Consider the following 14839-nt stretch of genomic DNA (forward strand, 5'->3'; position numbering starts at 1 on the left):
ATTGATACATAATGACATAAATAACAGGCGGGATATAATTTTAATAGGTGCATCAACAGGTGGACCGAAGGCAATAGAAAGAGTAATTACGGAATTAACTAAAGATTTAAATGTATCTGTTTTAGTTGTTCAGCATATGCCAAGTGGGTTTACAAAAGCATTTGCTGAAAGATTAAATAAAAAATGCTCATTACATGTTTTAGAAGCAGAAGATGGAATGAAGATAGAGAAAAACAAAATATATATAGCTCCAGGTGGATTTCATATGATAGTCCAGAAGTCCGGTATTTTAAAGCTTAATACTGATGACGCAATCTGGGGAGTAAGGCCTGCTGTAGATAAATTATTTATATCAGCATCTACTGTATATGCTAGTAGAGTAATATCTGTTGTACTAACAGGAATGGGAAAAGATGGAGCAGAGGGAACTGTAGTTGTAAAAATGAATAAAGGTATAACTATAGCACAAGATGAAGCTAGTTCTGTTATTTATGGGATGCCAAAAGTATCTTATGAAACAGGATGTGTAGATTATGTACTTTCTATAAATAATATTGCAGCAAAGATAAGAAGTTTAGTTAATGCAACTTAGGAGGAGATATGGACTTTACAGAATTTCATAATTGGATATATAGAGAGTTCAATATTAATTTAAACGCATATAAGCAAGAACAATTAAATAGAAGAATTGGAAGCTTGATGTCAAGAATAGATATAAAATCATTAGATGATTACAAGAGGCTTTTACTATCTAATAATAAAGAAAGACAGAGGTTTTTAGATTTTATAACTATAAATGTTACAGAGTTTTTTAGAAATCCAGAACTATTTAAAGAATTAGAAAAAAACTTAAAATCTTATCTTTTAAATAATAATAAATTGAAAATTTGGAGTGCTGCTTGTTCAATAGGGTGTGAGCCATATAGTATTGCAATGATGGTGAATGAGCTAAATCCTATTGGAAGGAATACTATAATTGCAACAGATATAGATAATACTATATTGAATAGAGCAAAGCTTGGAGAATATGTACAAGCTGAGATGAAAAATGTAAGTGAAGATTATATGAAAAAGTATTTCCAATTAGAAAAAGATAAATTTTTAATAAATAATAATATAAAATCCATGGTTATATTTAAAAAGCATGACTTAATTTTAGATAACTATGAAAAAGATTTTGATTTGATAGTATGTAGAAATGTAATAATATATTTTAAAAATGAAGTTAAAAAAGAGATATTTAAAAAATTTTCAAGCTCTTTAAAAAAGGGTGGATTACTATTTGTTGGCGCAACAGAAAGTATTTATAATTATAAAGATTATGGATTAGAGAAAGTTTCTACTTTTATTTATAAAAGAGTATAAAGGGGTGAATAAAATGGACGTATCTCAATATATGGGAATGTTTTTAGAAGAGTCAATGGATAATTTACAAACCTTAAATGAAGCTTTATTAGATTTAGAGCAAGAACCAGAAAATATAGATAAAGTAAATGAAATATTTAGGGTAGCTCATACGATAAAGGGTATGGCTGCAACAATGGGATTTAGCAATATAGCTGAGTTAACTCATAAAATGGAAGACGTGCTATCAAAGTTTAGAGAAGGCAAGTTACAAGTTAGTAGAAATGTTGTTACAGTTTTATTTGATTGTTTAGATACTTTAGAAAGAATGGTTAGAAATATAGAAGAAGGCAATGACGAAGAGATTGAAATAGAAAATATAATGAAGTCTCTAGAAAATGTTGGAAGCAAGGAAGTGTCAATAGCTAAACAAGAGTATATAACAGAAAAATATAATAGTGAACAGGATAGTAAATTAACAAATGAATCTATTAATATAGGTTTAAATGAATATGATTTATCAGTCTTAAAGCAAGCAAAACAAAACGGATTTAATGGAGTTAACGTTAAAATAATATTAAGAGATGATACATTATTAAAATCAGCAAGAGCATTTTTAATTGTTCAAGAACTTGAAGCGCAAGGGGAAATATTAAAATCTTTTCCTTCTACAGAAGATATAGAAAATGAACAGTTTGATACAGAATTGATATTTGTTTTAATTACTACTAGATCAAAAGAAGAAGTTAATGAAATAGTAAGCAATATTTCAGAAGTAAGAAAAGTAGAAACATCTTATGTTTCTATTGAAGATATTTATCAAGATGAAGAAACTACATTAAAAGATGAAATAATAAGTGGAATAGAGAAGATTCATATAAAAGATAATATATCAAGTGATAAAATAGAAAAGCAAGATAAGAAAAAAGATAATAATAAGAGAGCGCATCAATCAGTTAGAGTTGACTTACAAAGAATAGATAAGCTAATGAATATGGTATCAGAACTTGTTATATACAGAACTAGATTAGAACAAATTGTAATTAATGATAAGTCTCAAGAACTAATAGAAACATTAGAGCAAGTTGAGAGAACAACATCAGATTTGCAAGATTTAGTTATGAAGATAAGAATGCTTCCGTTGGAAGTAGTATTTAATAGATTCCCTAGAATGATAAGAGATTTATCTTTAGAACTTAAAAAAGAGATAAATTTCATTATAGAAGGATCAGAAACAGAATTAGATAGAACTGTTATAGACGAAATTGGAGAACCGTTAATACATCTTTTAAGGAATGCAGCCGATCATGGTATAGAAACTAAAGAAGAAAGAATTGCAAATGGCAAAGATCCTGTTGGAAAAATAAAACTAGTTGCTTATCAAGAAGGAACTAAGGCTTTAATAAAAGTTAGTGATGATGGAGCAGGAATTAGTATTGAAAAAGTAAAGGCTAAAGCCGAAAAAATAGGAATAAATACAGAAGGATTAAGTGACAATGACATTAGGAACTTAATATTTGCTCAAGGTTTTAGTACAAATACTGTAGTTACAGATATATCGGGTAGAGGTGTTGGAATGGATGTTGTTAAAACAAAAATTTCCTCACTAGGTGGTACTGTAGATGTTGTTAGTGAAGAGGGAAAAGGGTCAAGTTTTATAATAAAGTTACCTTTAACACTTCAAATAATTCAAGCACTTTTGGTTAAGGTGGGTGATGAAACTCTTGCTATATCATTAGGATTTATTGATAGAGTTATAGATTATAAAGAAGAAAATATTAAAAAGACAAATGGAGAGGAAGTAATAGTTTATAGAGATAGTATTATACCTCTTATAAGATTAAATGAGAGACTTGGAATCGAAAATAAAGAAAGTAAAAAGAAGTTCATTATTATAGTAAAAGTTGGAGAAAAAACAGTAGGATTACTTGTTGATTCATTATTTGGTCAACAGGAAATAGTAATTAAGCCTTTAGGCAAAACTTTAAGATCCTTAAAAGAATATATTGGAGCTACAATACTTGGAAATGGATTAGTAACATTAATTCTTGATGTGGCGGCATTGATTTAGAAGGGAGGATTTTTATGGAATACAAGAATTTAACTTCATTTCAATTGGATGCATTAAGGGAAGTTTCTAATATAGGAGCAGGAAATTCAGCAACAGCTCTATCAATGCTACTTGGAACTAAAATTGATATGTCAGTTCCAAATATGAACTTAATAGAATTCGATGAGTTATTTAATAGTTGCAGAGAAAATGAAGTTGTAGCTGTATTGGTGAAAGTACTTGACGATATTCCCGGAAGTGTCCTTTATATATTTGAAGAAGACGTAGCATTAAATATGATATCAAAAATGACTTATAAAGATGAAAAAACTTTTACTGAGATGGGCATTTCAGTTATAGGGGAGATTGGGAATATAATATCCTCATCTTTTATGAATGCAATTGCAAATTTTACAGGGCTAAAGGCAACTGCCTCAGTACCTGCAGTAGCTAATGATATGCTAAGTGCAATACTTGTTTCAACATTCGTTGAAACAGGGCAACACGAAGAGTATGTTTTAGATATAGAAACATTATTTATGGGAGAAGGAGATAACAAAATAGAAGGACATTTTTATTTTGTTCCAGCTCCAGGATCATTAGAAAAAATTTTAGAATCATTAGGAATAAGATAATTTGGAGGGATTAAAATGACAAAAGTTTTAATAGTGGACGATGCAGCTTTTATGAGAATGATGATAAAGGATATACTACAAAAAAATGGATTTGAAGTAGTAGGGGAAGCTTGTAATGGTATAGAAGCAGTAAATTTATATAAAAAAGAAAATCCGGATGTTGTTACAATGGATATTACTATGCCAGATATGGATGGAATTGAGGCAGTAAAAGAAATAAGATCATTCGATCCAGGAGCAAAGATAATTATGTGTTCAGCTATGGGACAACAATCAATGGTTATGGATGCAATTAAGTCTGGTGCAAAAGACTTTATTGTGAAACCATTCCAAGCAGATAGAGTTTTAGAAGCAATAAGAAAGGTAGTTGGTTAAAACTATTTAGGAGGCAAGTTAAATGCAATTTGTAGTATTTAAATTAGGAGAAGAACATTTTGCAGTAGAGACAGATAAAATATTAAGTATCAATGATATGATGACTATAACAAGGGTGCCTAAGGCTCCAAATTATATAAGAGGTTTAATAAACCTAAGAGGTAGCATAAAATCTTTAGTTGATGTTAATTTATTACTTAATATAGAATCAGAAAAAGAACAAAATAACATAATAATATTAAAGGTTGACGAAGAAGAAATAGGCATATCTGTAGATGAAGTTGAAGAAGTAATAGATATAGATGAAGATAAACTGCAAAGGTTAGAAACGCATAATACTGAAGTTTATATAAAAGGAGTAATTGACTTAGAAGGAAGATTACTAACAATTATAGATATAGAAAAGCTACTAAATTACTAGGAAATGAGGGAGAGAAATGGCAGAGGTTTTAAGTCAGAGCGAAATAGATGCTCTTCTTTCTGCCCTATCTACAGGAGATGTTGAACCAGAACAGCTAAAAGAAAAAGAAGAAAAACATAAAATAAAAAAGTATGACTTCAGAAGTCCTCAGAAGTTTTCTAAGGATCACATTAGGACATTAGAAATGGTTCATGACGCTTTTGCAAGAATAATAAGTAATTACCTTTCAGGTCAACTTAGAAAGCATGTCAAAGTAGATATCCAAAGTGTGGAGCAGATAACATATGAAGAGTTTGTGCACTCTATTCCTAATCCAACTATACTTACTATATTTAAGATGCCACCACTACAAGGAAACATATTACTTGAAATGAATCCACAATTTTCATTCCAAGTATTAGATATACTTTTAGGAGGAACAGGGGATAGGGATGAAAAGGCAAAAGAGTTTTCAGAAATAGATAAAAATATTTTATCAAATATAACTTCAGAAATGATTAAGTCTTTAATCTTAGCTTGGGATGGAATATTAGAAGTGAAGCCGGAATTTGAAGGACTTGAAACTAATCCATCAGCTAATCAAACTTTAGCACCAAATGAGCCTGTTGCTTTGCTTAGCTTTTTAGTTGAGTTAGGTAAAAGTACAACATATATGAACTTATGTATTCCATATCTAAGTATTGAAAAAGTATTAGATAAGCTTGTTGTACAATATTGGTTTAAAACTGATGAATCAGAATTACAAGATGAGGCTAGAGAAAAGCTCAAAAAGGGAATAGATCCTGTAGAAGTGAATATGCATGTTGAACTTGGAAAAACAGAGATAACTGTTGATGATTTTTTAGAGTTAGTTAATGGAGATGTCTTATTATTAAATTCTCAATGCAGTGATCCTGTAAGAGTTTTTGTAGAAAATGAAGAATGTTTTATAGCTAAACCAGGAATTATAGGTAAAAATATGGGGATACAACTTTTAGATATTTTAGATAAGGATGTGATTGAGAATGAGTAATGGGTTTTTGTCTCAAGAAGAAATAGATTCATTGTTAAATGGTGCTACAGATAGTGAAAAACCAGAGTTAATATCAGAAATAGAGAAAGATCTGTTAGGTGAAATAGGGAATATTTCCATGGGATCAGCTTCAACGGCTCTTTATCAACTTATAAATAAGCAAGTAAATATAACAACACCTAAGGTTAGGATTACAACATTAAAAGAAATAAAAAATGGATTTGATTATCCTAATATAATATTAGATGTTGAATATGTTTCTGGGATAACTGGAAGAAACATATTAATAATGCAAACTACAGATGCAGCTGTAATTGCCAATCTTATGATGGGTGGAGATGGACAAGTTAATACTTCTACGTTATCAGAAATCGAAGTTAGTGCAGTTCAGGAAGCTATGAATCAAATGATAGGTTCTGCAGCAACTTCTATGGCGACTATGTTTGCAAGGGAAGTTAATATATCACCTCCTAAATCAAAGATATGGAAGGATATGAATGAAAATATATCAGAAACTATCCCAGAAGATGAACCAATAGTTGAAGTTTGTTTTGATTTAACTATAGAAGGATTACTTCAATCAAATATGATGCAAATATTACCAATAGGTACTGCAAAAAAAATTGTTTCAATAATGATGGGTGAAGATCAAGAAGTTGCAAATGAAATAGATGATAGCTATGAGTCTTCAGATATTTATAAAGAAGAATATAAGATAGAAGAAAAGCCTATTGTTAATACAGTAGAAGAAAAAGTAGCTAAAAATGTAGTAGAAAAGCCAGTAGAAGTTCATGGAGCTACTTTTGAGCCACTGTCACAAGGTCTTGTTGGAGAATCACATAGAAATATTGATTTAATACTGGATGTTCCATTAGAGGTTTCAGTTGTTTTAGGAAGAACTAAGAAGAGCATTAAGGATATATTGGATTTAAGTACAGGATCTTTAATAGAGTTAGATAAACTTGCAGAAGAACCAGTAGAAGTATTAATAAATGGCAAGAAGATAGCTTATGGAGAAGTTGTTGTTGTTGATGAGAACTTTGGAGTTAGAATAACAAGTATCGTAAGTGGAGCTGACAGAATAAGGTCACTTAAATAATACATAGATTTAAATATTTAAGAATAGAACCTATATAATAGACACTTAAAAAGAGTGTATTTATATAGGTTCTATTTTATTTATATCTAGATTAAAGTTAGAGGTAAATATATTAATTTAAGAGAGAAACAGTGAATAATATTAAATGGATATATAAAATATAGATTTAACAATTTTAAATTAACGTCTAAACTTATAATTAATAATTACGATAAATAAATATAAGAAGTATTATTAGGAGGAAATTATGAATATTAAAGGTATAGGTTATGCAAATGGAATTAACTATTATAATAAGGTAACTTCTAATAAAATTGAAAAGTTAGAGAAAAAAGAAACTTATGACAGAATTGAATTATCAGAAGCTGCAAAAATATTAAATGATTATTCAATAGATAATAAAAACTTTGATAATAGAAAAAAAGTTTTAGAAGTTAAAAATAGCATTTACAATGGAACATATACTTATGATTCAAAGCTTATTGCTAAAAGTATGTTAGATGCTATGAGAGGAAAAGAATAGTATGATAAATAGTTTAAGAGATGTACTTTATGATGAAGAAAAAGAGTTAAAAGAATTATTAATTCTATTAGATAAACAATATAAATTAATTATATCCAAAGATATATTTGGAATGGAATCAATAGTAGAAGATATAAAACAAAAAAATAAAGATGTTGCTGAAATTGAAGTAAGAAGAAGAAGGTTATTAGGGAATCAATCCATAAAAGAAATTATATCAAACTATAAAGATGAAGAATTAGAAAATGGGTATAGAAGGATACAAAATCTACTAAATGAAATGATTCTTCAAAAAGATACAAATGACTTATTAATAAAGCAACAACTAAGCTTTACAAATAAACTTTTAAATTTAATAAATCCTAAAAGGGATATACCAACCTATAACTCTTATGGAAGTATAAAAAGATAGTAGGAAACTGGAGGTGAGGGAATGTCAGGATTATTTTCAACATTTAATATAGCAAAAAGAGGAATGAATGTACAACAAAAAAGTATAGATGTGACATCTCATAATATTGCAAACTCTAATACTGTTGGATACTCAAGGCAAAGAGCAAAAATAGAAACAAGTAGACCTTTTGGAGGAACATCAATGGGTTCATCTGTACAAGCAGGACAGCTTGGTACAGGAGCTCAAATTCAGGCGATAGAAAGAGTTAGAGATAATTTTTTGGATTATCAAGTAAGAAGTGAAAATGCAGTTTTAGGAAAATATGATATAAGAAATAATTTTTTATATGAAGTAGAAAGTGTTTTTAATGAACCATCAGAAACTGGTATTTCAACTTTAATGGGAAAGTTCTTTGATTCATTTCAAGAGTTATCAAAACAGCCAAATAGTTCTAATGCAAGAACTGTAGTAGCTCAGCAAACAGCAGCTTTAACAGACGCATTAAATGCAACATATACAAAGATTGAAGGCTTACAAGCTAATGCTCAAGATATGTTAAAGAGCTCTGTTACAGAAGTAAATAGTGTTTTAGAACAATTAGATAGGGTAAATCAAGAAATAATTAGCGTAACTGTATCTGGAAATACTCCAAATGATTTAATGGATAAAAGAGATTTATTGTTAGATCAATTAAGTAGCAAGTTTGGAATACAAGTAGATAAAAGAGAGTTTAATGGTATAGATTTAAAGCCAACAGAAACAGGTAGCATGAAAGCACCGCTTTTAGTAAATTCAAGTCCAAATGGAGATGTTGCGAGATTTTCATATGTAACAGATGTTGAATTAGATTCAAGTGATTTTTCAGGCAAGACGTATATAGTTACATACTATAAAAATGGTAATATGGATAGCGAATCTAATAAACAAACACTAAAAGTAACTGGTATAACACCAGAACAAGCTAAAGAAATTAAAGATAATAGAATAATATGGGCTGATAATAATGGACAAGCCGCAAGAGGAGATGGATATCCAATAAAAGATGGAGATGTCATCAATTACTCAGAGCTTATGATATTTAAACCGGAAAGTGGTAGTGTTAATGGGTTAGTTTCAGTACAAAAAGATATAGAAGACTACATGGGACAATTAAATAAATTAGCAAAATCAATAGCTTTTTCAGTAAATGCAGTGCATAGTGGAATGGAAGATCCTTTAAGTAATATTGCTGGGGCAGAGAAAGATTTCATACCATTCTTCGTTAATAAAGATATTGCTAAGTATAAAAGTAATGGTATTTTAAGTAATTTAGATGAAACATTAGTAGGAGAATCTGAGATCACGGCTAAGAACATAACTGTTAACAAGGAAATATTAGAAGATGTAATGAAAATAAAAACTAAGACTCATGATGATTTATTCCCATATACTCACGAAAATAACATGGATGGAGATAGTGATGGTTCAAGAGCATTGTCAATAGCGCAATTAAGAGATTCGTTAATTAGAATTCAGGATATAAATGAAACAGTAATATCTAGAAAAGATATATTTGATAAAAATAAGGGTGGTAACTCACTTATAAATAATGGATTGAAAATTGAAAATAGTACATCAGGAATGAAAATGGATTCTTACTTTAAGGATACAATTGATAGGCTAGGTGTTCAAGCACAAGAGGCTCAAAGAATGGTAATAAATCAAGAAGATTTATTATATAGCATAGAAGAAAGTAGAGCTTCAGTTTCAGGGGTATCATTAGATGAAGAAATGGCAAACCTTGTACAGTTCCAACATGCTTATAATGCAAATGCAAAAATAATATCAACAGTTGATGAACTTTTAGATGTAATAATAAATGGACTAAAAAGATAGGGGGAAGAAGTAAATGAGAATTACTAATCAAATGATGAGTAAAAGCTTCTTAAAGGATCTTGGTAGAAATCAAGGTTATATGAAAAAACTAAATGATCAGCTTACTTCAGGAAAGGAAATTAGAAGACCTTCTGACAATCCTTTTAAGGTTGCAAGAAGTATGCAGCTACATAGAGATATAGGAGCTAATACTCAATATAATGAAAATATAAAGGATACTACAAATTGGTTAGATACTACAGATACTGCGCTAGAGCAATTAGGAAACAGTTTTGGGAGATTTAGAGAACTAATGGTTTCAGCTGGGAATGCTGCATATGGAAGTGATGAGAAAAAAGCAATAAAAGATGAAATGAATGAAAAAGTAAATGAAATAGCACAAATATTAAATAGTAGCTTTGATGGTAAATATATTTTTGGTGGTACTAAGGGAAGTACAAAACCTATTGGAACTAATAAAGATATAAGTACCGGAAATAATTCTATTCATCTAAGTGGAAATGATGGAGAAGTTTTAGAACTTGATAATTCAGATGAATCAGTACAAAATCAAATAAGTATGATAAATAAAAAGCTTACTGTAGAAGTTTCACAAGGAGTAACTATGGATTACAATGTATCTGCTACAGATTTATTATTGTTTAAAGATAAAAATGGAGCAGATGTTAATGTTATGGACTTATTAAAAGAAATAACAAACAATATAGATTCAGAAGATTCTAATATAAGTGGTAAAGTAACAAATGAAAATCTAAAAGTTATGGATGAAACTATATCTAATCTTTTAAAGGTAAGAGCAGAGGTTGGAGCAAAGCAAAATAGAATGGAGTCAGCTGGAGATCAAAATGAAGAACAAAACTTCAATTTAAAAGATATATTATCACAAACAGAAGATATAGATTTAGCTGAAAAGAATATAGAAGCTACAGTTGCACAAAGTGTATATATGGCTTCACTTCAAGTAAGTGCAAAAATAATACAACCATCACTTTTAGATTTCCTAAGATAGGAGAAGATATAATATGGAATTAATATCACCAATACATGGAAAGATGATATATGAAGAAAATGAAATAATATATTTTGAAAAAGGAATTCCTGGATTCGATAATTTAAAAAAATATATAATAAAAGAAATTGGAAATGAAAGTCCATTCAATATTTTACAATCAATAGAAGATAAAGAATTAGGTTTTATAATTATTTCTCCGTTTTTTATAAATGATAAGTATGAAATAAGACTAAATGATGAAGTAATAAAAAACTTAAATTTAGAAAATCCAGAAGATGTAATGTTATATTCAATTGTGACATTAAATTCTAAATCAGAAGAAATAACAGCAAATTTAAAAGCACCTTTAGTAATAAATATAAAAAACAAAAAAGGGGAACAATATATTTTAGACAAAGAAATATATAGCATAAAAGAAAAAGTATTCAAGTAAGAAGGGTGTGTTAAATTTGTTAGTTATAACAAGAAAAAAAGGAGAGTCTATTTTAATAGGTGATGAAATAGAAATATCTATTTCTAAAATAGAAGATGGCAGCGTGAAACTAGCAATAAAAGCACCTAAAGAAATGACTATTTTAAGAAAAGAGCTTTATGAAGAAGTTGAAAATGAAAACAAAGAAGCAACAAAAATGAGTATAGAATTATTAAAAATGCTAGGAAAAAAATAAGAGAAATGAAATAGTGAAAAATGAAAAAACGAAAAGTTATTTGAAATTTCTTTCAAATAATATTAAGAAATTAATGAAATAATTCAGCTTTGCAGAATTATAACAACAATTTTTTCATTCCTTAATTTTTTTCATTCTTTCATTATAACAAGGGTGGTGTTTTAAAATGGAAATAAAGGTTGCAAGTCAAGGAGGACAAGTTAACCTAAGTACAGTTAAAAATCCAGAAATTAAGCAAATTGCAGAAAACAAGGATGTAGTAGGAGCTGTAAGTGCTAAAGATAAAAATTATCGAAAAGATGATGTAATAAAGGCAATAGATAAATTAAATGAGTTTTTAAAAGATGAGCATACCTATGCAGAGTATTCAGTCCATGAAAAGCTTGGAGATGTAATGGTAAAAATAATAAATGAAGATACTAAAGAAGTTATTATGGAGTGCCCACCTAAGAAAATACTTGATCTAGTAGCTAAAATGATGGAACTAGTTGGTGTTGCAATAGACAAAAAAGCTTAATAGGGGGAAGTACTATGAATTTCTTACTAAATAAAATAGATACAGATCTTAGAAAAAAGGTTTACGAAAAAACAAAAGACGGTAAGGTTCATAGAAAGTCTAACATAAGTATTAATAAAGATAGTGAAAAGCAAAAGAAAAAGTTTTTCAATGAATATGTAAAAAAAGAAAGAAAGCAAATGGAGCAAAATAAATTTACTGTAGATGCTACAAAGTTAGAAAAGTCCACTATAAGTCTTCATGGTGAAAAAGAAGAAAACTTAAATGCAATAGGTTATGGCACCTTTTTAGATGTTAAAAAGTAGGAGGAAACAATAAAATGTATGGCAATAATGCATTAAATGTGTATAAAAATAATAGCGTAAACTACGCATCAAAAGAACAATTACTATTAATGTTAGTAGATGGAGCTGTAAAATTTGCAAAAATAGCAAGAGAAGCTTTAGTTAGTAAAGACATTAAAAAAAGTCATGAAAATCTAGTTAAAGTTCAAGATATATTTACAGAACTTATGATAAGTTTAGATCAAAATGCAGGTGAGTGGGCAAAGCAAATATATAAAGTATATGAATTTGTAAAAACAAGATTATTTGAAATAAATCTAAAAAAAGATGTGAAAATGATGGACGAGCTTATGCCAGTTATTGAAGATGTGAGAAATACATGGCATGAAGCATACGAAATATCTAAAAAATCTAGATAATATATATAATTGATAATGCACAATTGACAATGGACAAATTAGGATATAATTCAGACGGGCTGAATTATTAAAGAAATTTATTCAAAGTAAAATTCCATAGGAGTTTTTTCAATAATTATCAATTGTCCATTATCAATTATTAATTGTAAGTCGGGGGTGTTTAAGTGAGAATAACAGGTTTAGCAACTGGCTTGGATATGGATCAAATTGTTAAAGATTCCATGAAGCCTTATAGAATAAAGATAGATAGAAAAGGTCAAGATAAGGAAATTTTAGAAATAAAGCAAAAGCTTTATAGGGAAGTTATTAAAGATTCAAGAGAACTTTATAATAAATATTTTGATGTAACAAAAACTGATAGCATATTATTGAGTAAAAACTGGGCAACTACTAGATTTACTTCGTCTAATGAAAATGTATTGACAGTTACTGGAGGTAGTGATGCAAAGCCAGAGAATTATACTATAACTGGTACTACTGCTAAAGCTGCTAAAACAGTTTTATCAACGGGAATAGATAAGGATGATAAAATTAGTATAAATGGTAAGGAATTTATATTAAAAGGAGATACAGAAAAAGATAGAGCTGCAAATTTAAATAAAGAATTAAAGGAATTAGGAATAAATGTATCAGTAAGATATAGTGATTTTGCAGGAAGTGAATCTGGAAATGCTAAGGGATTTATATTTGAATCTACGGTATTAGGAAAAGATAGTACTTTTACTATTGGAGGAACTTTTGATAATAAAGGAACTGTTAATAAAGGTATAAATGCAACAGCAGCAACAATAACTGGAGATAATTTTACAATTAGGGATTTGGAAGCTTCATATGGGAAAATATTTATCAATGGTGAAGAAATATCACTAGATATTAATGATACTCTTACAAATTCAGATATAGAAAAATTATTACAAAGTAAAATAAAAGATAAAAATTTAACGGCAAAAGTAGCTGATGATGGAAAGATAACTTTTAGCAGCACTGTTTTGGGAAGTGATGTTAAAGATCCTGAGATATTTATAAATGGGGAAGGTGGAACATTTGTAAAAGGAATAGATGCTACTGCAACTACTAATACATTAGATATAAACTTGATAAAAGATAAAAAAATATCTGTTAATGGAAATATGATTGATCTAACAGGTAAAAATGATAGTACTGATATATTAAATCACTTAAATAAAGTGTTAAAAGAGGAAAACACAAATGTTACTGCTAGTATAAATGTTGATGGTAAAATAGTGTTAACATCCAATAGACTTGGTGCTGATTATGATGTCAATGTAAGTATACTGGATAAATCATTAGGAAATGTAATTGAACCTTCTGCAGGTAGAGATGCGGAAATTGTATTTAAGGATAATAAAGGTGGAGTTTATACTCATAAAGGAAATTCTAATTCAGTTATATTAGATGGAGTAACTTTTAAGTTTTCTGGAGAAATATCATCAGAAGGAATAACTGTTAATGGAAAAACAAATGTAACAGATATTAAGGAAAAGTTAGTTACTTTTATAAATGACTATAATACTTTAATCGAAAAATTAAACACTTTAACTATGCAAAAAAGGAATAGAGATTTCGACCCTCTAACATCAGATCAAAAAAGTGAAATGTCAGAGAGTGAAATTAAGCTATGGAATGAAAAAGTTGAAAAGGGACAACTGAATAGAGATTCAGATTTAACAAGAATTTCAAATAGTTTAAAGCAAGCTATGAGGACTTTTGTTGAAGGATCTGGTTTAAATTTAGAAAAGATAGGGATAAAACCAACAGAAGATTATCAAGGAACTAAAAATGGTACATTCACAATAGATGAAACTAAGTTAACAAAAGCATTAGAAGAAAATACAGAAGAAGTTATGAATTTATTTATAAAAGCAAAACCAACTACAGAAGGTCTTTCAGATAGTAAAAAGTATGCACAAACAGGATTAATGCAAAGAGTCAAAGATATATTATATAAAGAGTCTGTAACTGTTTCTGCTCCATTAATGAATAAAGCTGGACTAGAGGGTTCTTCTACTGCTTATACTAATGAATTAACTAGATCCATTGAAAAATATGAGCAAAAGATGAAAGATATGGAGAAGGATTTTACTAGAAGAGAGCAAGTTTTATATAGTAAATATGCAACTTTAGAGACAATGATGAATAAATATAATTCTCAACAAAGTTATTTAATGCAGCAACTAGGATTGAGTTAAG

Annotated in this window: 18 protein-coding genes; all 18 read left to right on the forward strand. The window is 28.8% G+C overall.

Annotated features, from left to right (window positions below):
* Position 1: 1 nt before the first annotated feature.
* Complete coding sequence (locus tag I2E83_RS07470) at positions 2 to 592, forward strand: CheB methylesterase domain-containing protein (RefSeq protein WP_195264834.1); 591 nt, start codon at positions 2 to 4, stop codon at positions 590 to 592.
* An 8-nt stretch (positions 593 to 600) separates the two neighbouring features.
* On the forward strand, positions 601 to 1365 hold the full coding sequence (locus tag I2E83_RS07475) for a protein-glutamate O-methyltransferase CheR (RefSeq protein WP_195264832.1): 765 nt from the start codon (positions 601 to 603) through the stop codon (positions 1363 to 1365).
* A 13-nt stretch (positions 1366 to 1378) separates the two neighbouring features.
* Positions 1379 to 3415, forward strand: a complete 2037-nt coding sequence (locus I2E83_RS07480; protein WP_195264831.1) for a chemotaxis protein CheA — start codon at positions 1379 to 1381, stop codon at positions 3413 to 3415.
* Positions 3416 to 3429: 14 nt separating this feature from the next.
* On the forward strand, positions 3430 to 4029 hold the full coding sequence (locus I2E83_RS07485; RefSeq protein ID WP_195264829.1) for a chemotaxis protein CheC: 600 nt from the start codon (positions 3430 to 3432) through the stop codon (positions 4027 to 4029).
* Between the two features lie 15 nt (positions 4030 to 4044).
* The gene (locus I2E83_RS07490; protein ID WP_142690943.1) at positions 4045 to 4404 is read left to right on the forward strand and encodes a response regulator; all 360 of its coding nucleotides are present in this window, start codon (positions 4045 to 4047) and stop codon (positions 4402 to 4404) included.
* Between the two features lie 22 nt (positions 4405 to 4426).
* Positions 4427 to 4825: a chemotaxis protein CheW gene (locus tag I2E83_RS07495; protein WP_195264827.1), complete on the forward strand. Its 399-nt coding sequence runs from the start codon at positions 4427 to 4429 to the stop codon at positions 4823 to 4825.
* A gap of 16 nt (positions 4826 to 4841) precedes the next feature.
* On the forward strand, positions 4842 to 5837 hold the full coding sequence (gene fliM / locus I2E83_RS07500) for a flagellar motor switch protein FliM (protein WP_195264826.1): 996 nt from the start codon (positions 4842 to 4844) through the stop codon (positions 5835 to 5837).
* Positions 5830 to 6936 (forward strand): flagellar motor switch phosphatase FliY, encoded by a 1107-nt coding sequence (gene fliY / locus I2E83_RS07505; RefSeq protein WP_195264824.1) that lies wholly within the window; start codon positions 5830 to 5832, stop codon positions 6934 to 6936. The genes fliM and fliY overlap by 8 nt, the downstream gene beginning before the upstream one ends.
* A gap of 247 nt (positions 6937 to 7183) precedes the next feature.
* A complete protein-coding gene (locus tag I2E83_RS07510) occupies positions 7184 to 7459 on the forward strand; it encodes a flagellar biosynthesis anti-sigma factor FlgM (protein WP_195264821.1) in 276 nt (91 codons plus the stop codon).
* A 1-nt stretch (position 7460) separates the two neighbouring features.
* Complete coding sequence (locus I2E83_RS07515; protein WP_195264819.1) at positions 7461 to 7871, forward strand: flagellar protein FlgN; 411 nt, start codon at positions 7461 to 7463, stop codon at positions 7869 to 7871.
* Between the two features lie 21 nt (positions 7872 to 7892).
* Positions 7893 to 9728 carry a flagellar hook-associated protein FlgK gene (gene flgK, locus I2E83_RS07520; RefSeq protein WP_195264817.1) on the forward strand — a complete coding sequence of 612 codons (1836 nt, stop codon included), beginning with the start codon at positions 7893 to 7895 and terminating at the stop codon, positions 9726 to 9728.
* Positions 9729 to 9741: 13 nt separating this feature from the next.
* On the forward strand, positions 9742 to 10737 hold the full coding sequence (flgL, locus tag I2E83_RS07525; RefSeq protein ID WP_195264815.1) for a flagellar hook-associated protein FlgL: 996 nt from the start codon (positions 9742 to 9744) through the stop codon (positions 10735 to 10737).
* A gap of 13 nt (positions 10738 to 10750) precedes the next feature.
* Positions 10751 to 11173 carry a flagellar assembly protein FliW gene (gene fliW, locus I2E83_RS07530; RefSeq protein WP_195429330.1) on the forward strand — a complete coding sequence of 141 codons (423 nt, stop codon included), beginning with the start codon at positions 10751 to 10753 and terminating at the stop codon, positions 11171 to 11173.
* A 16-nt stretch (positions 11174 to 11189) separates the two neighbouring features.
* Positions 11190 to 11408 carry a carbon storage regulator CsrA gene (gene csrA, locus I2E83_RS07535; protein WP_195264811.1) on the forward strand — a complete coding sequence of 73 codons (219 nt, stop codon included), beginning with the start codon at positions 11190 to 11192 and terminating at the stop codon, positions 11406 to 11408.
* A gap of 166 nt (positions 11409 to 11574) precedes the next feature.
* On the forward strand, positions 11575 to 11925 hold the full coding sequence (locus tag I2E83_RS07540; protein ID WP_195264809.1) for a flagellar protein FlaG: 351 nt from the start codon (positions 11575 to 11577) through the stop codon (positions 11923 to 11925).
* A gap of 14 nt (positions 11926 to 11939) precedes the next feature.
* Positions 11940 to 12230, forward strand: a complete 291-nt coding sequence (locus I2E83_RS07545; protein ID WP_195264807.1) for a hypothetical protein — start codon at positions 11940 to 11942, stop codon at positions 12228 to 12230.
* 14 nt (positions 12231 to 12244) lie between these two features.
* A complete protein-coding gene (fliS, locus tag I2E83_RS07550; protein WP_195429331.1) occupies positions 12245 to 12628 on the forward strand; it encodes a flagellar export chaperone FliS in 384 nt (127 codons plus the stop codon).
* Between the two features lie 164 nt (positions 12629 to 12792).
* Positions 12793 to 14838: a flagellar filament capping protein FliD gene (gene fliD, locus I2E83_RS07555; protein ID WP_195429334.1), complete on the forward strand. Its 2046-nt coding sequence runs from the start codon at positions 12793 to 12795 to the stop codon at positions 14836 to 14838.
* Position 14839 lies beyond the last annotated feature (1 nt).

The organism is Clostridium sp. D46t1_190503_E9, assembly GCF_015555225.1.
GTDB lineage: Bacteria > Bacillota > Clostridia > Clostridiales > Clostridiaceae > Clostridium.